The organism is Nostoc sp. LPT, assembly GCF_017115165.1.
Lineage (GTDB): Bacteria > Cyanobacteriota > Cyanobacteriia > Cyanobacteriales > Nostocaceae > Nostoc.
Window position 1 is genome coordinate 17,908 of the sequence record NZ_JABXKF010000021.1, and the last position, 21,923, is coordinate 39,830.

General features: G+C 39.2%; 16 protein-coding genes. 5 read left to right on the forward strand and 11 right to left on the reverse strand.

Translation table 11 applies throughout. The annotated features are described in order from the left end of the window. Positions 1-32: 32 nt before the first annotated feature. From HWQ58_RS03960 to HWQ58_RS03995, 8 genes are all read right to left on the reverse strand, one after another. Positions 33-1,061 (reverse strand): Npun_R2821/Npun_R2822 family protein, encoded by a 1,029-nt coding sequence (locus HWQ58_RS03960; protein WP_292858039.1) that lies wholly within the window; start codon positions 1,059-1,061, stop codon positions 33-35. A gap of 16 nt (positions 1,062-1,077) precedes the next feature. After that, positions 1,078-1,968: an Npun_R2821/Npun_R2822 family protein gene (locus HWQ58_RS03965; RefSeq protein ID WP_292858042.1), complete on the reverse strand. Its 891-nt coding sequence runs from the start codon at positions 1,966-1,968 to the stop codon at positions 1,078-1,080. 3 nt (positions 1,969-1,971) lie between these two features. Next, positions 1,972-2,952: an Npun_R2821/Npun_R2822 family protein gene (locus tag HWQ58_RS03970; protein WP_292858045.1), complete on the reverse strand. Its 981-nt coding sequence runs from the start codon at positions 2,950-2,952 to the stop codon at positions 1,972-1,974. Between the two features lie 3 nt (positions 2,953-2,955). After that, complete coding sequence (locus HWQ58_RS03975; RefSeq protein ID WP_292858048.1) at positions 2,956-3,915, reverse strand: glycosyltransferase family 10; 960 nt, start codon at positions 3,913-3,915, stop codon at positions 2,956-2,958. A 43-nt stretch (positions 3,916-3,958) separates the two neighbouring features. Continuing rightward, positions 3,959-5,176: a glycosyltransferase gene (locus HWQ58_RS03980; RefSeq protein WP_292858050.1), complete on the reverse strand. Its 1,218-nt coding sequence runs from the start codon at positions 5,174-5,176 to the stop codon at positions 3,959-3,961. Between the two features lie 67 nt (positions 5,177-5,243). Further along, a complete protein-coding gene (locus tag HWQ58_RS03985) occupies positions 5,244-7,484 on the reverse strand; it encodes an ATP-binding cassette domain-containing protein (protein WP_292858053.1) in 2,241 nt (746 codons plus the stop codon). Between the two features lie 41 nt (positions 7,485-7,525). Beyond that, a complete protein-coding gene (locus HWQ58_RS03990) occupies positions 7,526-8,689 on the reverse strand; it encodes a glycosyltransferase family 4 protein (protein WP_292858056.1) in 1,164 nt (387 codons plus the stop codon). Positions 8,690-8,815: 126 nt separating this feature from the next. Then, the gene (locus tag HWQ58_RS03995) at positions 8,816-10,180 is read right to left on the reverse strand and encodes a glycosyltransferase (RefSeq protein WP_292858059.1); all 1,365 of its coding nucleotides are present in this window, start codon (positions 10,178-10,180) and stop codon (positions 8,816-8,818) included. Between the two features lie 415 nt (positions 10,181-10,595). Here HWQ58_RS03995 and gloB point away from each other — a divergent pair, with 415 nt between their 5' ends. The 3 genes from gloB (at position 10,596) to HWQ58_RS04010 (ending at position 14,962) form a co-directional block, all read left to right on the forward strand. Further along, on the forward strand, positions 10,596-11,369 hold the full coding sequence (gene gloB / locus HWQ58_RS04000; RefSeq protein WP_292858062.1) for a hydroxyacylglutathione hydrolase: 774 nt from the start codon (positions 10,596-10,598) through the stop codon (positions 11,367-11,369). A 360-nt stretch (positions 11,370-11,729) separates the two neighbouring features. Next, positions 11,730-12,188: a 50S ribosomal protein L9 gene (rplI, locus tag HWQ58_RS04005; RefSeq protein WP_094352304.1), complete on the forward strand. Its 459-nt coding sequence runs from the start codon at positions 11,730-11,732 to the stop codon at positions 12,186-12,188. A gap of 125 nt (positions 12,189-12,313) precedes the next feature. Beyond that, the gene (locus tag HWQ58_RS04010) at positions 12,314-14,962 is read left to right on the forward strand and encodes a replicative DNA helicase (RefSeq protein WP_292858065.1); all 2,649 of its coding nucleotides are present in this window, start codon (positions 12,314-12,316) and stop codon (positions 14,960-14,962) included. 68 nt (positions 14,963-15,030) lie between these two features. Here HWQ58_RS04010 and HWQ58_RS04015 read toward each other — a convergent pair whose 3' ends face one another. The 3 genes from HWQ58_RS04015 to HWQ58_RS04025 form a co-directional block, all read right to left on the reverse strand. Next, the gene (locus HWQ58_RS04015; RefSeq protein ID WP_292858068.1) at positions 15,031-15,552 is read right to left on the reverse strand and encodes an FKBP-type peptidyl-prolyl cis-trans isomerase; all 522 of its coding nucleotides are present in this window, start codon (positions 15,550-15,552) and stop codon (positions 15,031-15,033) included. 78 nt (positions 15,553-15,630) lie between these two features. After that, positions 15,631-15,954, reverse strand: coding sequence for a phasin family protein (locus HWQ58_RS04020; protein ID WP_094352173.1), 324 nt, complete (start codon positions 15,952-15,954; stop codon positions 15,631-15,633). A 315-nt stretch (positions 15,955-16,269) separates the two neighbouring features. Further along, entirely contained in the window at positions 16,270-16,680 is a 411-nt protein-coding gene (locus HWQ58_RS04025) for a 2TM domain-containing protein (RefSeq protein ID WP_292858071.1), read from the reverse strand. Positions 16,681-17,194: 514 nt separating this feature from the next. On the opposite strand from HWQ58_RS04025, the gene HWQ58_RS04030 reads away from it, so the two are divergent. Further along, a complete protein-coding gene (locus HWQ58_RS04030; protein WP_292858074.1) occupies positions 17,195-18,079 on the forward strand; it encodes a ParA family protein in 885 nt (294 codons plus the stop codon). 422 nt (positions 18,080-18,501) lie between these two features. Beyond that, positions 18,502-21,885 carry an amino acid permease gene (locus HWQ58_RS04035; RefSeq protein WP_292858077.1) on the forward strand — a complete coding sequence of 1,128 codons (3,384 nt, stop codon included), beginning with the start codon at positions 18,502-18,504 and terminating at the stop codon, positions 21,883-21,885. The last annotated feature ends 38 nt before the right edge of the window (positions 21,886-21,923 follow it).

Sequence of the window (21,923 nt, forward strand, 5' to 3'; positions counted from 1 at the left end):
AATTCCAGAGAGTCTGAACCTCTCTTGAATGTCTATTGAGCAATTTTATGCTTGAAGTTGCGATACTTCAGCTTAATATTGTTTATTCTTTGCTGAATAAAGCTACTAGTGGACTTTTGCAGAAGTGTTAGCTTGCTTGGGCGCTTAAAGCTTTGAGGAAGTTTTTCAGGTGATTTTAAATAACGATAATATAAGAAAACATCGCGGTAAGCAATATCAACATCTTCACCCCCACAAAGCCTCGTAAAAGCTGAAGAAGATACACTCATATAGTGTAAGTATGTCAATTTCTGCCCTTGGTCATAAAGAATATTATCTACAACATCAAATTTAGAAGTCCAATGGCAACCAGTCGCTTTACCGTGATAGGCGTAATTGTAGTAAGAAATTCCACTACGTAAAACTAAATAATTGAGAACTGTTTGATCGGAATCTGCCCATGCGAGTGCATCAGCTTCACCTGCTTCTAAGTTTGCTAGTAGATTTGCTAAATTAGCATCGTTAAAAACACCCTTTTTAGAAGCAAACCAACCAGAACAAAAAATTTGATTCCTAATATCTTCTATAGAAAAAATCTCTGCTAACTTATCTTCTGTCCAGTTGAAAATATAATTCAAATCGGATCTATATTGAAAGTCATTCGTAATCCAATCATATTCATCCAACTTTTGATAAACATCATCGAGTGATTTCATCAATAAGGTATCTCCATCAAAGAAGATAAACTTGTCAAATGGGCCATCTAGACAGCAAAGTTTTCGATGTCTTTCTATGCGATAATTCTCTGGCAAACCATATTCTCGCCATAGCTTTAACGCCCTTGGGTGAGCTTTCCAGATACGAGAGCCAAAGTCTTCCCAGTAGGCTATGGAATCAGAATTTTCAAATAAAGTAACATTATCTCTAGATGCAATTTCTGCTTTTACTTTCTCTAGCTGGTCATTATATGGAATTACACAAACAGGAATTTTTCTACCAGCATTAGCTTCTATGCTGTTGAGCAAAGCAACTAGTTGATCGTAGACAACATCATTCGCTAAGGTGTAAATACCATCTATCATTGGGATACTCCTAATATTAAGTACGGGCAGAAACAAAGGGAAATAAACGGCGAGTCAGTTTGGGAATAAAGGCAAATTTACCCTCATGAAGATAGCGATAGTGTTCCCACAATTGCCAATAGGGACTACCAGTTTTCATCCGCGTACCAGCCCAGTGGAGATATTTGAGTCGTTGTCCTCGGTCATATAGGGCGTAATCTTGCTGTTGAAAATTTTGCGAACCTGCCCAACTACCAGGCCCTCCCCCAGGAATTTTAACGAGATTTCCACGTTTAGAAATTAGTTTGAGAACAAGATAATTTAAAATTGGTTGGTCTGTAACTCCTTCAGAAAAATCAAAATATTCGCGATGTGCTGCACACTCACATAAAGCTTCATCCATTTGTTGTTCGGTAATAATTCCTTTTCTCGAAGCCCAAAAACCACTGTTGAAAACATCTTGAAGTTGGGCATCAGAAAAAATTTGCTGCTCTTTCACAAATTGAGAAAAAATATTTCGCAACTTTTCATTAGCATGATGGTAATCACAGCAGAAGAAATCGACTTCTAAAAGTTTGTCTAAATTGTCGGCAATTTTTTCAAAAACGACAATATCCGTATCAATATAAATAAATTCATCTAAAGGGCCAAACCACGCCACCAATTTACGCATTTTGTTGGGTAAGGCGAGGAAATCTCGGTCAAAAATTTCTCCGATGCGTTTGGTAAAGGTATCAATAAGTTCTAAATCTGGGAAAATTTGAACGTTGTGTAAGGTAGCAAGCTGTTCTGCTACCTTGTGGTAATTGTCATTAAAAGGTATGAGATAAATGGTAACTTCTGGGTCATAGTAACGAATGCTATTGAGTAGAGCAATAGCATTATCGATAACGCGGTCATTGGCAACTATATAAATGCCCCTACTCATAAATTATCCTTGGTTAATTAACTTAAATTTTCGCAAAGCTCTTGTAAGTAAATTTGCTATTGGAGCGTCATTATAATTCTTAGGAGGATTGGTAAATACTGGACGCTTTTCTGGTTCGTGTAAGTAACGATAATAGAGAAATAAATCTCGATAGGGAAACTCAATATTTTCTCCCGCACAAACTGCTTGATTAATATTAGGAGGAATCCCAATGTAATGGAGATAAGTTAGTTGATTACCGCGATCATAAAGAAGATGTTCTCGTTCCTCGAAGTGTTTGGAGCTAGCAGAACATCCTGTTTTTTCATTATCTGGCAGTTGGCAAGCAAAGTTATAAATAGAAAGATTAGACCTCATTACCATATAGTTGATTAATGGTTGTTCGCCAGCACCACCATACAAAATTTCTGACTCACCATTTTGTAAATGTGATATTAGCCAATCTCTTTTTTTCGAGTCAAATAGTCCTTGTTTTGCGCCATAAAAGCCTGAGCAAAATATTTCAGAATCAATGCGTTTTTGCTCAAAAACTTTTAGTAATTTGGGAGAATCAATATTATATATTTTACTAACGTCTTTAAATTGGAAATCGTAGACCACAAAATCATAACTATCTAGCTTTTCAAACACTCCTGCGAGTGATTTCATCACCAAGGTGTCTGCATCTAAATAGATAAACTTCTCGAATGGCCCATCAAAAGCGCAAAAACGACGGTGAGCACCATAAAGACGGGATTTACTCCGATTCAATCGTTCTGGGGCTGCTGCAAGCATAAATTGATCCCAGCGGTTGATTGATTCTTGGTCATCGTAAAGAAATACATTAGGGCGTTTAGCTATTTCGTCAGCAATCTGTTGTGTCCGATCGTCGAAAGGATAAATACAAACAGGAGTTTCTGGGCCTAAGATAACATCAATACTGTTGAGCAAAGCCACCAGCTGATCGAAAACATAATCATTGCCAAGGGTACAAATACCATTCATAATTTATGAGTATTGATCGACAAAGTTTGATAACCAGTTAAGCAAGTTTAATTTGTGTAAAATGATTTGACGTGCTTCTGCGATCGCATCTTTGGCAGCATACCAAGCATCAGGTGTAGCTGTCACTTCTTGGATGTAAGCAATGCCTTTTTCATCTAAACTGGGCAACCGCAAAAAACTACCCGGTGGCAATAATTTATCAGCAGCTGGGCCACCATAATAAATTGGTAAACACCAAGCAAGTAAACTATCCCAAAGTTTCTCACTCACATACAAATTATTATCAGCATAGTTTTCAATTGCCAGATTGTAATAGTATGGTGCCATGCCATACCATTTATTGCCTAGTTCCCCCGAACTGTTCGCCCATTCTGGTAAGTTACGCCCATACAAATCAAATTTCATGCCACTAGATTGCAAAGATTGTAAAAAATCCAAACGCTGGCGATGGTTGGCTGTGCGGCTAATTCCCGAAGTAATCCAACTACATAGGGCAACTTTTGGGGGCGGTGGCATTTCATTTAAATCTTGAAATGAATTTGAGTGATACCAAATAGCAGGCATATAGTCAGGAATGGGAGCAAAATCATCGGGGCCAGAAACGTAGCCGCAATACTTCTGGGCTTCTTGATAATTATGATTAGTTATTTTTAGAACCTCATCTAAAGGCGGTTCTCTGAGCAAATAAATAATCCGCTCTTTGTTGACACCACGCAGTAGATATTCAACATTTACTACTGGTTTTTGTTGCTGTTTGCGAAAACTATCTAACCAAGATTTTTGCGGCGATGCTTGGGGAAAATCAAATTGATATAGCAACATAAAATCTGGCTTTTCTGCCATTTTCAACATTTGCATGTTCTTCCAAACACCAAAGTAGTGCGGAGTTTGTTGCCATAACCAATCTTTGTTTTTAGCAAGACCTGAATAGCTGCTAATCATGCCAACAGTTTTAATAGTCATAAATCGTATTTATTCGGTTATTTTTCAATTAATTTTTGTACCGTTACCCTAAAATTGGTGGACGCCGATCTTCTTCTACGTAGCTTAAGATTTTGGTAATTCTATTCTCCCAAGAAAATTGCTGGGCAAAATCTATACTAGCTGCATAACCCTCTATTTTTCTGGGATAAGTTTCTAAAGTATGTTGAATAGATTGGGCAAGTTTATAAGGATTATCTGGTGTACACCAACTGGCAATTAAAGGTGATGTTTTGAATTCCATTAAAGGTGGAATCTCAGTTGCAACTATAGGAGTGCCAGCAGCCATGTACTGAAAAAACTTAACTGGATTCGTGAAATCTGCTGATTTTCCAGCGCAGTGAGGATGAACCAAAATATCAGCTGCTTGAAACAAGCTGACTAATCGTTCTCGTGGAAGTATCCAGCCTAAGAATTTAACGTTTTCGACATTTTTATCTCTGGCTATTTGTTGATATGCTTGTACTTGTGCTTCTGTTCCTCCTGTGATAACAAACTGAATTTCCGGTAATTCTTTAGCGGAATCAATTAAGAGATCGACTCCTTTGAAAGGATACAAAGCGCCTGAATAGACAACTAAATGCTTACGTCCATTTATCAGCAATTCTTGCCGCCATGTTTCGGCTTCTTGGGGCTGTCTGATTGAAAATGATTGATTGAATCCGTTATGTAGCCAAACGACTTTTTCCGGTGGCATTCCATTTTCTATTAGGCTTTGCCGGATGGGTTCTGACTGAGTTATGGCTATTTTAAAATAGGGACTGTGGACAATTTCCTGCTCAAATTTTCGGTCTTGAAAGTAGTGACGTTCATAGAATGTAGGAACTTTATTTTTGACTGCGGCTTTAACAAAGTTCCAATCTCGCGTGTGGACAACTTTAGTATGAGGTAGGATATGAACTGGTAAATAATATTTAGTTACGACTGTACTAGAGTTAGTAAATTTACCACCTATTCGATCGATAGGCCAAGGCATTGGCAATGCCGCAATTTTGAGTTTTTCTTGAACATCGTAAAATTCGATAAATTCTCTGCCGGGTCTTTTGGGTTGATAAGGATAAATTAACGATAGTAGATTAACAGAAGAATTTTTTTTATCTTGATAAATTAAAACTGAGGAGTAGCCTAAGTTAGCTGCTGCATTGGCACAAAGAACATCATGAATTTCATGTGCTGTGTCCGGCTTTAATGATAGCTCTCCGGTGTAAAAAATATATTGATTTTTCTTTGAAGAATTTACCATTTTTTTGGGGATGATAGGTTTTTCAAGATTATGGTATAAGTACTTTTGTTCCTGAGATTAACTAAAATTAAATTTTATTCTCAAAAAGCTTTAATGTATCTAGTAGATAAATAGCAGATTGATAAGATTCTGCAATTAATACATTTTGTTTTTGGGGTTCGGATTCTAATTTATCGGCTAGTAAGCGGAGAGAGCTAATCAGAGGATAGAGACGCGTGCGAAACTCATCCGAAATATGACTAAAGTTTTGAGACTGGTTATGTTCATCTTGATTTTGGTCTATATCTGACGATAACTGCCAGTTAATTTTCAAGTTAACTACATCGCTGAAGAGATCGATGGCGTTGAGAACTCTTAAGGCTGAGTTGTATGATTGATCAATTAATTCCTGCCTCTCTTGGGAATTTTCTACTAGATCGTCAACTAATAGTCCAAGGAAACCAATCATTGAGTTAAGCCTTGTACGCAGTTCGTGAGAAATGCGGTTAAAGCTGGGATTAGTTTTGGTGGAAATTTTAGTCTGAGCGGCGAATTGCATTGAGTAGAGGCGTGAGTAGTAACCCCCTTTTTGTAACAGTGTTTCATGGGTTCCCACTTCTACCACCTGTCCTTGATCTAATACGGCAATTTGATCGGCTTTTTGGACTGTGGAAAGGCGGTGAGCAATTACCAGGGTTGTGCGATCGCGACTTAAGTCATCAAGTGCAGCTTGTACTAAGCGTTCGGAAACAGTATCTAAAGCGCTGGTGGCTTCATCTAAAATCAAAATTTCTGGATTTTGCAGGAGGGCGCGAGCGATCGCTAATCTTTGCCTTTGTCCACCAGACAACATGACGCCGCGATCGCCAATTTGACTGTCAAATCCTTGAGGTAATTTATCAATAAATTCATAAGCATTTGCTCGTTTTGCTGCTGAGATAATTTCATCTTCAGTAGCTTCAGGTCTTCCATAAGCAATGTTATTTCGCACCGAGTCATTAAAGAGAAATGTATCTTGACTGACAATTCCCATGTGTGTTCTGAGAGATTTGATATCAAAATCACGCAGGTCTGTGCCATCAATAGAGATACTGCCAGATGTCGGATCGTAAAATCTGGGTAAGAGGTCAGCCAAGGTGGACTTACCTGCACCAGAACCACCTACCAAAGCGAGAGTTGTAGCACGGGGTAAAAATAAATTTACATCTTTCAGTACTAACTTTTCATGACTGGGGTAGGCAAAGGAAAGTAAATTAAAACGTATTCCTTCTTTTAATTCTGTGTAGATAACATTACCGTTTTTCATAAACGGCTTGCGATCGCGACTTAAAAACTCACTTACTATTTCTACGCTAGTAGCACTATTGGCAAAACTACTACGAAGACTATTTAATTGAGAGACCAAAGGCAGGAGTCGCAGTAATACTAATAAATATGTCAGTAGTACCGTTGAAATGAAAGAAACCTGATTGGCAAAGAAAGTTTTACTCAAGAATACAATCAGAAGTAAGGCTATAACTCCCATCACCTCACTTATCGGCCCGATCGCTTGTGAGTTTACCTGAGATTGAAAATCTGCTTTCTCGCGATCGCGAATTAATTTGGTAATCTTTTGATATTCTCTGTCTTCATTGGCAGTTGACTTTACCAAACGAATTCCATTCAATGTTTCTAAAACACTGATGGAATAAGATGTAGACATTTCTGAGAGTTGTTGACCAAATTTCTTCGCTCTACTAATTGTGTATTGATTTATTAATGTTATAAAACCCAATAAAATTGTTGCTGCGATTGTTAGCTGCCAAGAAATTGCTAATAATAAGCCAACAAAAACTAAAATTGTAATTATTAAAATAATTAAATTTATGATACTCCCGATAGCGCTAGAAGTGCGGGCCGTTTCCGACCCAAGGCGATTAATAATATCGCCTACTTTCATTTTTGAATAATAATCTATATCAATATCTAGTAATAACTCTAAGCTAGCTTCGCGAATGTCCGCATTTAATCTCCGAGTCAAAATACTTGATACCAAAATACTACAATAACTAGATAAGTTTTTTAAGAAAATTATAAATATAATTGTTCCAGCCATTCCCAAATTCCGATAATTTTCGGGAAGATTATCAAATGGAAACATCACAGCTTTGAGAATCGGAGGAAAACCAGTTAAATCTACTGGTTGTCCGACAATTCTCAAAATTACTGGCACAATCAAAGTCACACCGACACCATTAAATAAAGCACCAGAAAATCCCAACAGCATTGTTAGGATAATTAAACCTGGATAGGGTTTGGCGAATCTTAGTATTAGTTTTCTGGTAGACATTGGGTATTTTTATGCCAATTTAACTTAATTATTAATATTATTCACAACTGAGTAATTACTGACTTGAGCACAGAAGCCATAGCCTCGATGCTATAGTGTTCCACACATCTTTCTCTTGCCTTGATACCTTTCTGGCTTGCTGACTCTAAATTCTGAAAAATCAATTGAATTTGTTCAGCAATTTGCTCAGGACAACCAGGCTCGACTAAATAACCAGTATCACCTAGAAGTTGGGGAATATCTCCAACACGCGTTGATAATACAGGTTTAGCCATTGCCATCCCATCTGTCAACTTCAAGGGAAATTGAGCGCGAGTTTCTGGAGTATCTCGCTGGGGAACAACTACAATGTGAGCAGCTGCTACCAAATCAGGCATAACGTCGGCTGGATACTTAGGTAATTTGATAATCCAACGTCCCCATTTTTGTTGAAGTTGTTTATCATAATCATCATAAGGACTACCACCTACAATTACTAGTCTCAAGTCTGGTTGATTAAGTTTATCGAGCGCCATGAGAACATCTTCTAAACCTTTATAAGGTCTTGGCGCACCGGGAAACATTAAAATCCGATATTCAGATAAACCATAACGATTCCTACTGGACTCAGCATCATATTGAGCGGGATCGAATAAGGAAACATCTTTGCCATTCGGAACAAATGTACCACCAAAACGCTGCTGCAAAAATTTAGTATGCACTGTCACAGCATCAGCGTGACTTACCAAACCTTCCATCCATTTCACATATAAAGTATGATGAGGATTTTTGAGTGCGCCCTGTGGTTTTAATAAGTCCCTAGCTAATTCTTTGGGTGTAGGATGATAATGCCAGTTATCACCGCCATGCCAGCTAAGTTCCCAATCATCTATGTCTAAAATTAATGGCTTTCTAGTGAATATTTTCCTTAATAGTCCAACTCCAAAACTTGCTATTTGTGGTTTGATAGCATAAATTATATCGCCATTTATTTTTGGTAAAATTTTTTGGATTTGTCCAAAAAACTCTGGAAAGTCTTTGCCTGGTAAGTTATAAACTTTGAATTCGGATGGTAAATTTAAATAGAAGTTATTTCCAAATAAAAAACCCATAATTTCAACTTCATATCCTAACTGATTAAGAGCTTTTGCTATCAAGTATGCACGCAAAATCGCTGCACTTGATAAATCTGAAACCAACAAGGATATTTTAGAAAACTTTTTCACTATTTTTATACTTAATTTTTATTTAATTTTCCCAGGATTTGTCAGCTGTTACTAAATATGCAAATATTATTAATTTAATTTGTTTTGTAGGAGTTGGAGCAACTAAAAAAATTAGGTATCAATCCATCAAGATACAAAATTTTTCGGAGGAATTTTTAAGATTTCATGGTAAAGTGCCAACATCTCTGAAGCAACAGTATCCATTGTACGTACTGGCTGGATACCTTGACGTAACTTAGCTAGTAAATCAGCATCTTTGGCTAAAGTTACGATCGCTTCAGCCCATGCTTGGACATCTTTGGCTGGAACTAACCAACCATCGATGCCGTGACGGACTAACTCAGCAATTCCTCCTAAATTTGAACCTAGTACGGGAATGCCCATAGCTTGTGCTTCTAAGGCAACTATGGGTCCAGTTTCTAACCACTGCGACGGTATTGCTAGGATATCGAAACCTGCTAATGCGTCTGGTACTGCTTCGCGTGAAAGTGGTTCAGCAATCTGAATCCGGCGATCACGAGCAGCGATCGCCATAACTTTTTCGCGATTGGCAGCACCGTATTTTCCCGGATGAGTAGCATGAAGAATTAACTCCACAGGTATATCATTCGGTAGACTATGTACCGCTTCTACTAAAACTTGTACCCCTTTAGTTTCTTGCCAGCGGCCCAAAAAGCCAATTTTTAATGTAGAGTTTTGTGGTTTGTTTGGTATTACTTCACGTTTGAAAGTGTTAGCAACACCTTGCCGAGAGACAGTAAGTTTTTCGGGAGGAACGTTGTTTGCAACAAAAGCATTGTATTGCCAATTACTCGTTACAACAATGCGATCGGCTAGGTTTGCTAGTTGCATCAAATTGCGCCTATGTTGAGACACTAGAGTAGGAATACCAAGAGTTTTGCCAAGCAGGCGTAGCTTGAAATTTTTAGAGGTAAGTAATTTTGTTTCTGCTGCTATACCAACATCCAAAGGAACTTGACTAAAAGCCTTGAGCATCCAAGGTGTTGCTTGTTTTGCTACTCCCAAACATTGACTACAATTAACAGAGTCAATCAACCCATTGCAAGGTTCTTCACCCCAGCGCATCATCGTACCACGCAGACATATAGGCTCAGGTATGTGGACGGTGACTACAGTAGCCATCCCTAACTGGCCGGCGAGAGCAAGATGATGTAAACCGCAGTCAAATCGCCATGAATGTTGATGGTATACATCGGCTCGATTGTTTTCTAGCCAATTAGCAAAAGTTTTAAAGCCGCCGTGGGGTAGCTGTTTGTGTACCTGTATCTTACTGGGGTTAAGAAAAACAGGATAACGATAAACTGAGATACCATTGTATTCGTAGGTATCTTCCTCTGTACCTTGTTTAGGAGCAGCAACAATACCTTCGATTCCATGTACTTGTAAGCCATGCAGTAGTGAGTCTAAGTATACTTCAGCACCGGCTGATGTCTCTGGAAAATACCAGCTAGTTGTATGGATTAGCTTCATTTATGAACCTGCAAAGAAAAAGTTGGAAAGCTCATCTTTTTTACCATGATTGCTCTATTTGTTATTATTAACATCTATTTTTTATAAATAACCCAAAGTGAATCTATAAGATTCTGTATTAAGAGTTAGTATGTACAAATAAAAAATTTTCGATTACTGATTTTGTGTTTTTGAGTAAAAAAGACAATTTAGGACAAAAAGAACAGAATAAATCTAACTTAGCTTTTACACTTCCTCCCAGAGAAATTTTACTGATATACCCAGATATAATTTATAGTTACTTAGTATATTTTTAAGTATTATTACGGTTGTATACTATCATAGTATTCATGGACTTTCTCAACCTTTTCTCACTGAGATATTTGAGATTGCTGATAAATTCCAAAGTATTTACTGGAAAGGGAGATATTAAGTAATGCAAGTAATCAGGCTTGAGGCACTCTCAGATAATTACATATTTTTGCTGGTAGATCGCCAGCAACAAATTGCTGCTGTTGTCGATCCAGCAGAGGCTGAACCAGTACTAAAGCAACTTGCACAGTTAAAAGCTGAGTTGGTAGCGATTTTCAACACACACCACCACAATGACCATGTAGGTGGCAATCAGCAATTAATAGAACACTTTCCGCAACTAACAGTCTACGGTGGTGTCGAAGATCGCGGGCGAATTCCCGGACAGCAGGTATTTTTGCAACAAGGCGATCGCGTCCAGTTTGCAGGCCGCATAGCTGAAGTTATTTTTGTTCCCGGACATACCCGCGCTCACATCGCTTACTACTTTCCCCCCGAAAAATCTAGTGAGACAGGCGATTTATTTTGCGGCGATACCTTATTTTCTGGCGGTTGCGGTCGCTTATTTGAAGGAACACCAACTCAAATGGTAGACTCTTTAACCAAATTGCGCTCCTTACCAGATGATACGCGGATCTGGTGTGCCCACGAATACACTTTAGGAAATTTGCAATTTGCCCTAACTGTAGATGGCGACAATGCCGACTTACAAAAACGCTTCAATGAAGTGAAAACTTATCGTAGTCGAGGAGAAGCTACTATCCCCTCACTGCTGGGAATGGAAAAGCGAACCAATCCCTTTTTACGTTGGGATCAGCCATCATTACAATCAACTGTTAAAGGTAGCGATGGAGTGCAAACTTTTGCGCGGATACGGGAAATGAAAAATAACTTTTAGATATTGGGCATTGGGGATTGGGCATTGGGGATTGGGCATTGATTATTCTCCTCTGCTCCCCTGCTCCCTCATCCCTCATTCCTCCAACTTTCTAGCGCTAATAGTTGCGATCGCACCCTTCCTTTCGCTAGGATCTGTAAGCTTTAGGGTATGGGCAAAGCTACTTGGAACAATATACTCATTTCAGGAGTTCTAAGTTCTGAAAAAACACTTGTTATTCAGGACTTTTTACTCAGCAAGGGCTAAACGCCCCGTTGGCGCAGCCTCTCGTAGAGAAGAAAGCTAACAGCACTGTTTTAGTAAGCTATGCTGCCCAAACCCACCCAAATTAATCAGATTTTACAGGACAAACGAAAAACGATGGCGAAACGCGTGCAGTTAGTTTTAAATCAGGATATCAGCAAGCTCGGAAAATCTGGCGACTTAGTGGAAGTAGCTCCTGGCTACGCTCGTAACTATCTGATTCCCCAGAAATTGGCAACCAATGCCACTCCTGGTATTCTCAAGCAAGTAGAACGCCGTCGCGAGCAAGAGCGTCAACGGCAATTAGAACTCAGACAACAAGCTCTTGAGCAAAAAGAATCTTTAGAAAAAGTTGGCAGCTTGACAATTGCCAAGCCAGTTGGTGAAAACGAAGCAATTTTCGGTACTATCACCACCCAAGACGTTGTAGATGCAATTAAGGCAGCCACCGGTCAGGAAATCGATCGGCGTGGAATTACCATCCCTGATATTAACCACCTTGGTACTTATCAAGCCGAAATTAAGCTGCATTCGGAAGTAGCGGCGCAAGTCGATATTCAAGTAGTCGCTAGCTAACTCACCAGAGGGATGAAGGGATGAGGGGATGAGGGAGCAAGATAAACTCGTAACTCTTAACTCCTAGCTCCTGTACAGACGCGATTAATCGCGTCTCTAGCAAAATCTCAAAACTAAAATCGTTTATGGCTGAAGAATTGAGTTTTCAAGGGCTAGGTAGCGATGCCTACGGCGGTAAACTAGGCCTCCCACCACAAAATATTGAGGCGGAAGAAGCGATTTTGGGGGGTATTTTGCTAGATCCAGAAGCGATTAGTCGAGTTAGCGATCGCCTCCTTCCCGAAGCTTTTTACATTAGCGCTCACAAAAATATTTATCAAGCAGCTGTGAGGCTCCACGCCCAAGGTAAATCCACAGACTTACTCTCAGTCACCAGTTGGCTGACTGACCATGAAATGCTAGCCCACATTGGTGGTAGAAATAAATTAGCAACTCTGGTAGACCGTACAGTGTCAGCAGTTAACATCGACGCCTTAGCAGGGTTAGTCATGGAAAAATACCTGCGGCGACAGTTAATTAAAGCTGGCAATGAAATTGTACATCTTGGTTACGAGACAGAAACCGAGTTACCACAAGTTTTAGATCAGGCAGAACAGAAAGTTTTTGGTGTTACTCAAGAACGTTCCCAATTGGGTTTAGTTCACATTTCTGATACTCTAATTAATAATTTCCAGGATATTGAAGATAGAAATCAAGGCATTGCCTTACCTGGAATTCCCTGCGGATTTTACGATTTAGATGCGATGACTAGCGGCTTTCAACGTTCTGATTTAATTATTGTCGCGGGTCGCCCATCAATGGGGAAAACCGCATTTTGCTTGAACCTTGCTCATAACATTGCTGCTTCTTATAAATTACCAGTTGCTTTTTTCAGCTTGGAAATGTCCAAAGAGCAATTGACGCAACGTTTATTAGCTAGCGAAGCGCAAATTGAAAGTAGTTATCTGCGAACTGGCCGCCTCAGTCAAACCCAGTGGGAACCTTTAAGCCGTGCTATTGGTATCCTTTCCGAGATGCCGATTTATATTGACGATACGCCGAATATTACAGTTACACAAATGCGTAGTCAGTCAAGAAGACTGCAAGCTGAAATTGGAACTGAATTAGGATTAATTGTAATAGATTACCTGCAATTGATGGAAGGAGCAGGTGATAATCGCGTACAAGAATTATCAAAAATTACGCGTCAACTCAAAGGTTTAGCGCGTGAATTATCTGTTCCAGTTATTGCCTTATCTCAGTTGAGTCGAGGCGTGGAAGCACGCACTAACAAACGCCCGATGTTATCTGATTTGAGAGAATCTGGTTGTTTAGCAGGCGATAGTCTGGTGACATTAGCAGATAGCGGACTGCAAGTACCAATTAGAGAATTAGCAGGTAAATCTGGTTTTGCAGTTTGGGCGTTGAACGAAGCTACAATGCAGCTAGAAAAAGCAATTGTTAGCAATGCTTTTTCCACTGGTGTAAAGCCTCTGTTTACTTTAACAACTCGATTGGGTCGAAAAATCCGTGCCACAGGTAATCACAAGTTTTTAACAATTAATGGCTGGAAAAAACTTGATGAATTAACTCCTAAACAACATCTATGTTTACCAAGACATCTCCCCAGTCCTGCTAAACAAACCATGACTTATGCCGAAGTCGCATTATTCGGGCATTTAATTGGCGACGGTTGCACATTGCCACGTCATGCCATACAGTACACCACTAGAGAGATAGATTTAGCTCAGAATGTTGCTTTCTTGGCAACAGAAGTTTTTGGAGATTCAATTGTTCCTAGAATTTCACTTGAACGTGGGTGGTATCAAGTTTATTTATCCGCAGCACAGAATCTAACTCATCGTGTGAGAAATCCAATAGCCAAATGGCTAGACTCTCTCGGTGTTTTTGGTTTAAAGTCTTATGAAAAATTTGTACCTCAAGAATTGTTCTCACAACCCCAAGAGTTAATAGGTTGCTTTCTAAGACACCTTTGGAGTACAGATGGCTGTATAAAATTGGTTGCAGGAAAAAACTTAAGACCTATTGCATATTATGCAACGAGTAGCCAGAGACTAGGTTTTGATATACAGACACTTTTGTTAAGACTTGGCATTAACGCAATACTCAGGACAGTTCCTCAAGTTGGAAAAGGCAGAAATCAATATCATGTAATAATCACTGGTAAGCCCGATCTCCAGTTGTTTATTATTCATGTTGGAGCAGTAGGAGAATATAAGCTACGTTCACTCCAAGATATTTTCCAACACTTTGAAAACAGTATTCACAACCCTAATAGAGATATAATTCCGAAGGATGTTTGGAAAATAGAGGTTGTACCTGCGATGCAAGCTATTGGCTTCACCACACGGATATTACAAGCCTCCATTGGAGTTTCCTTTTGTGGGTCTACTCTTTACAAAGTAAATTTAAGTCGAGAAAGAGCTTTAAAAATCGGCAACATTGTCCAATCATCTAAACTGGTTACTCTTGCCAAAAGTGATGTTTATTGGGACGAGATACTTTCAATTGAATATAGCGGCGAGGAAGAAGTCTTTGATCTTACAGTTCCTGGTTTGCATAATTTTGTTGCGAATAATATCATTGTCCACAACTCAATAGAACAAGACGCGGATTTAGTAATCATGTTGTACCGCGACGAGTACTACTCTCCCGATACTCCCGATCGCGGCATTGCAGAAGTAATTATAGCTAAACACCGCAATGGCCCTACAGGTACTGCGAAACTTTTGTTTAATCCACAATTTACAAAGTTTCAAAATTTAAAAATTTAGCCATTGAATTGGGGACTGGGAATGGGAGACTGGGAGAAGCCAATGCCCAATGCCCAATGCCCTAGTTTTTACTTAACTCCTAGCAATTCCACTTCAAAAATTAGAGTTGCATTGGGTGGAATCACGCCACCAGCACCACGAGCGCCGTAGCCTAACTCAGATGGGATGATTAACTTACGAAGACCGCCTACTTTCATGGTGCTAAGTCCTTCATCCCAACCTTTGATTACCTGTCCAGCACCGATTTTAAAGCTAAAAGGTTGGCCGCGATCGCGTGAACTATCAAACTGAGTACCATCTTCTAGAGTGCCGACATAGTGAACTTCAACCGTTTGTCCAGATTTAGGAGTCGCCCCAGTCCCCTCTTTTAACTCCACATACTTTAATCCAGAGGGAGTAGTTACGGCATTAGCATCAGACATAGTATTACTCGCAATTAAGATATTGTTTTCAGTTACAGTCGTGGACGCTGGCGGCGTTTGGGTTAACTCGGCAGCAATGGCGGTATTCTGTTTACTGCCTACTTGCCCCACAACCAAAAGCACAACACACACCAGCATGAAAGCCACGCTGAGGAAAATTGGTTTCAAAATCAGTTCTCCTTACTTAGGTATCCTGGCAAAAAGATTACCAACAGGACACATTTAGTTTAAATCAGAAAGGGCATTCTAACGCCAAAGCTTATTTTCTAAATCGCGTAATTGACGCTCTAAACGGTCAATTCTACCCCTTAGTTCGTCCACTTCTGACTGACGAGCCACCCCCAAATCCTGCATCATATTTCGCATTTGCCGTTGCATTTGGACATCGAAGTTTCCCTGTTCCGACTTTAACTGCTGGGCAATATCATCTATTACTGCCTTGGCTTGCTCAGGATTGAGCTTGCCATCTTTGACTAAATCATCGCTGACTTGCCGCAGTTTTTCTGCGACTATAGAGGTTGTGCCAAGACCCACCATCATTAGCTGTTGCAACCAGTTGTTGTTGTCCATACTCCCTTCCTCTTACTTATTAACCAGCCGACCCTTACTCCTGAGTGTAGGCAATCAAGCTTCTTAAAGCGTAGTTATTCTAGCCTACAGCTCTATTTTGGCAAATTCGCAAGCACAAGGATAAGGATCAAAGGGCGTGATTATACAACTCCTCAAGTTTAAGGTTGCCCAAATTTACCTATTTTTGCGATATCACAGGCAATTCCCTATAAATTACAAAACTCACACTCATCCTTTGCGGTGAATGTGAGTAGTTCATGGGAAGATTTTATCTAGACAGTGCTGAATATCCAAGATTGATCGTTAAAGGAGAAGTTAAATTTGTGTACGCCATTTCTGAAAAGCGATCTCGTAATCCTCTGATTTACTCTGATAAACACTCCACCAATGAAAAAATAGTCCTAACCCCCATCCTAATATTGGGAAAATAGCCCAAAAATAACTAGGACTAGTGATTAAATTTAAGAGAATGAGGAATAAATTCACTGCTAGGAAAGAAACAAAGTGTGTCCAAAAGGCTCTGCGTCGGAAAGTATTAAATGTGTGTCGCGAACGTTCCTCTTCTTGTTGAGCCAACCACTTTTGTTCAGTTGTTTCCAAAATCTTAGAAGAAATGCCTAACTCAGATGCCATTTCTAAAAGCTGTTCTCGTGAAAATTCACCTTCCTGTTTACGAGTGAGTGCTTTTTGCAGGATTTGTTGGACATCTTCTGAATCGTAAGTCATTTTAATTACCTTATAAGTTTGTGTGTAAATACGCCTTTGATTTCACGAAATTATCGATCGGCTTCGTTCAATTCAATTAGCAAATGCATCCACATTTTGCATCCAATACTTAGTAATATTCACAACACTATTATTTTCTCACAATTGATTTAGGGCTACTGTATTTGTCAATACCTCTATAATTGCTTTGATGAGAGCGAGCTGTTACGGCATTAAGCTAAACATTGTCATTATGGAGTAAAGGATGCTGGTAGCTCGATTTCAGGTAAAGATCCAACTATATGTTGCTGCCTCAATCGAGTAAACATCGCTGAAATCACTCTTTTGAATTTCCAAAAATATTAAATTTAATGGAAGATTTAAAATATCAGCAGCGATCTACGCTACCTAGTAGTCTGTCAAGTTTGATTTGATCGGTTCGTAGTTTATGCTTTAGCACTAACTATAAACAATCCGCACCTCTCAATTATTTCTTGACAGACGAGTGGGAATGCGTCAATAGAGGACTCAATCAATGGGATATGTAATTGCTACTGCCAATATGAAAGGTGGCGTTGGTAAAACCACCCTCACGGTCAACTTAGCTACCTGTTTAGCTAAAAATCATGGCAAGCGGGTGCTTGTCCTTGATTTAGACAGCCAAATTAGCGCCACACTCAGTTTGATGTCGCCTTTAGATTTTGCCAAGCTTCGTAAACAAAGTAAGACATTTAGGTATCTGATAGACGAAGTTATCAATCCAGACCCACAAGCAAAACTCACAATTCAGGATATTGTTCAATCCCAGGTTTGTAATCTTCCCGGACTAGATTTATTACCGGGAGATATCGATTTATATGATGAATTTGTTGTTTCAGAAATGCTGCATCAGCAAGCAACTGCTTTGGGGGAACAGGACTTTGAAACGATTTGGAATCGCTTTGAAAGGGTCTTAATTAATAATATCTTAAAACCAGTACGTCAAGAATATGATTTTATCCTTCTCGATTGCGCCCCTGGCTATAATCTATTGACTCGTAGCGCTTTAGCTGCCAGTGATTTCTACATACTTCCTGCGAAACCAGAACCATTATCTGTAGTGGGTATTCAACTTCTAGAAAGACGGATTGCCCAATTAAAAGATAGTCACGGACATGAAACCAAGATAGATATAAAAATGTTGGGAATTGTATTTAGTATGTCCAGTGCTAACCTGCTCACTGGCAGATACTATAAACAAGTAATGCACCGCGTTGTAGAAGATTTTGGTGTTGAGAAAATTTGTAAGGTACAAATACCAGTTGATGTTAACGTTGCTAAGGCTGTTGATAGTTTTATACCAGCTGTTTTAAATGCTCCCCAATCAGCAGGTTCAAAAGCTTTCTTGCAATTAACTCAGGAGTTGTTGCAAAAGCTATAGCTTTAGTTAATCATTGATTAACAACATGATTTCCGATTTATTAAATTAGAAAGATGAATGTAAAGACGTAGCATTCCTACGTCTTTACAAGGGTTTCAGGCAATAAATAATTTAATTTTGGAAATTTCTATATCTATTAAGTAGGTCGCAAATCTGAACCTTTCAATTTTTATAAAGGTCTGAAGAAAGAGAATTTATACCTACTCGGTGAGAAACAAGCTACATAGAATAAATCTCAAATCCCCAATTTAAAGTTCTCTATTCAAGAAAACTCTTTAGGCATCAGGTCAATCTAAAATCTAAAATCCACAATTCAGTAATAAATAAGTTATCTTTTCTTAAAGTTCAGCAGTTATACGGAAGCTATAATTAGTGAGATTCAGCTATTGAGTGAAAAGGTCAGTAAATCTCACTAAGAAACAATGGTTAGTAACGATTCTGCGCGGGCACAAAACAATCAGCACTTACTAATGCGCCTACCACGGACTCTGAGTTATCTCGAAACCTGGGGCTTCGGGTTAACTGGTCATGTTGGATGGATTGGTACCGCCCCCATTATTCATGCAGCGTTAGGGCCAAAAGCTATCTTAGTTTGGTTTTTTGGCACGATTATTTCCTTTTTACTCAACTTGCAGGTACAAAGTCTAGGTAGGCATTGGTCAGATGTCGCCGGAGGAACACCGAACTATACCACAAGGCTATTAAAGAACTTTCCTGACTTAGGCCGTTACGTAGCATTAGGATACTTTTTTAGCTGGGCAGCAGCACCAGCACTGTATGCGATTATTCTCACTAACTTAATTAAAGTTAATTTTGAAACATTAGGTATTTCTTGTCCAGAAACTTTCTTAAAAGTCTTATTTACAGCGATTCCATTTATTTTAGCGTTCAGTGGCACCCGTGCTTTGGCGCTCCTGCATTTATTTTTTGTATTACCAGCGATTTTATTACTGTTATCGTTTTGTGTTCAAGGCGTATTATGGTTAGCCTTCTCATCTGCTAATTTTAATTTTCTCCCAACTAGCACACATAGCCTGAGCTTCCAAGAATGGGCAAAGTGGTTTTTTCTAGCTAGTTATTCAATTTATGCTTGTGAAACCACTTCTTCTTTTGTTGCTGATAGTCGCCACCCATATAAAACTTTAAAGTTTTTAACCGTAGCTGCTTGGTTAATTCCTCCGGTGTTTCTAGGTGGTTCTTGGGTATTAATGTGTTCTACTCAAAATCCTATAATACGTGATGATGCTTTCTTAAATCTAGTAGCGGCTTCTGAGCCTTTTTGGGGTGAATCTGCCTCTTTTCTAGTAACACTTCTGATTACTATATCTTGCCTTCTAAGTTCTGCTACAGCAGTTTCTAACTCTCCTCGGATATTATACCAGCTTGCCTTAGACAGACAGCTTTCTCCTATATTTGCATTAGTTTCCCGTCAAGGTGTCCTTGGCCCTGCTATTTTATTGACCTTTCTACTAAGTTTACTTTGTCTAAATTTGGGAAATGTATCTCAACTTGTTACAGTAGCAGGCACCTGTTATCTTATGTCCATTATGGGACTACATCTGGGATTATGGCTGTGTCGGGGTAAACCACACGTGTTATGGCCTTGGTGGTCACTTGGTTTTTTCTTGTTAGAAGCGGTAGTTCTAATAGTGGGAGGTTTAGCTTGGAACTGGAGAGATTTCTTAGTGGGATTATTATTACCCATTATTTTGATGATTACAGATGTAGTGCTACGTCGCTTAAGATTTGCGCCATTACACCCAAATTGGTGGACACAGCGTTACGATACTAAGTCTAATAGAAACAATCCAGACTTTGTAGTATTACAAGTGATTGTTTTAGTATCATTGATTTGTATTACTGCCACAATCAGTTGGGTTATTCGCGATTTTTTAGATAGACTTTCTAATCATCCTCAAAATTCTTTCCTAGCGATTTTATTAGTAACGCTTTCTTTTGCTGGGGTTGCGATCGCTTGCTGGACAACTTTACCACAAATTATTGCTATTGATGAAGCACGCAAACAAGCAAGAAACCTATTTATTACTACTCTCGATACCGTTCCAGATACTGTTTTAGTATTAGATGAAGACGGTACAATTTCTCAGACAAATGCTGCTGCTGAAGAATTATTTCAAACAAGTATTCAGCAGCTGCTTGGGCAAAACTTGAATCAACTTCTAATATGCTATCGCGGCAAACCGGAGCAATGGTCTATTAGGAGCGAGCAAAGCTTGAAAATTAACCAAGGTTTGCGAATTGTTGAATCAACGATTTCCCAGCCATTTAATTCTCTGCTACGGGAATATATTGTTATTGTCCGTGACATAACTAAGCGGAAGCTAGCAGAGGAAGAACTAGTCCAGTATCGTTATCAGCTTGAGCAGTTGGTTCTAGAACGCACTATTGAACTTATTAGGGTTAATCAACAACTTCAACAAGACATTGTTAAACGTCAAGAAGCACAAGAACAATTACTGCACAACAGTCTTCATGATGGGCTAACTGGATTACCTAATCAACGATTATTTCTGGAGCGGGTGCAGCAAGCAATAGAACAGGCTAAACAGCAAAATAATTATTTATTTGCCGTACTATTCTTAGACCTAGACCGCTTTAAAGTTGTGAATGACAGCCTGGGACATCTACTAGGAAATCAACTTTTGATTGCAATTTCTCATCGGCTAAAGTCAGTTCTGCGAGGTGAAGACATAGTTGCCCGTTTTGGCGGAGATGAGTTCACAATCTTAATTGAGGAAATTGAGGATATCGACACCGCCATACAGGTCGCCGAGCGAATTAAAAAGGTGCTAGCTTTGCCATTTCAATTAAATGAGCATCGGGTGTTTACTAATGTTAGTATTGGTATCGCTTTAAGTAGAGTAGATTATGAGCAAGCAGCGCAGATTCTACGCGATGCTGATGTGGCAATGTATTGCGCTAAATCACTTGGTAAGGCACGTTATGAGGTTTTTGATCCAAAGATGCACGAGGGTGCAGCTTTGCTCTTAGAGTTAGAAACTGCTCTGCGAAATGCGCTGCTAAAGCAAGAAGAATTTCGCCTTGATTACCAGCCAATTGTTTCACTAACAACTGGCAAAATTATTGGATTTGAGGCACTGATACGTTGGTATCATCCAGAACGAGGACTTATTTCCCCTCAAGATTTTATTCCCCTAGCTGAGGAAACTGGAATGATTGTTAATATCGGGCAATGGGTGCTTTATGAAGCCTGTTACCAAATGCACAAATGGCATAAACAATTTCTTACCTCACAACCTCTGACAATTAGCGTAAATTTTTCTGGTAAACAAATCACGCAACCTGGTGTGTTTAAACAGGTTAAACATATTTTGCAGCAAACTGGACTTGAGCCATGCTGTTTGAAATTGGAGATTACTGAAAGCTTGTTGCTGGATAATTTTGAATTAGCTACCACTGTGCTTTCCCAATTAACAGCGCTGAATGTTGAGATGCACATGGATGATTTTGGGACTGGCTTTTCATCCTTGAGTTATCTACATCGCCTACCAATCAAAACCATTAAGATTGACCGCTCTTTTGTCACTAGTATAGGTAGTCGAGGAGAAAATTTAGAAATTATTCGAGCGATTGTGACATTAGCCCATAATTTAAATATGTCTGTAACAGCAGAAGGCATAGAAACTGTAGACCAATTAGCACAATTGAAGGCTTTACAATGTGATTATGGGCAAGGGTATTTTTTCTTACCACCTATGGAACGGGCAGAAGTAGAAATACTCCTTGCTGCTAACTTGTGCGGAAAAAACTTTTTAAAAAGATAAAATCTTGGGAGCAAATTCTGTTTAAAGAAACACCTTGT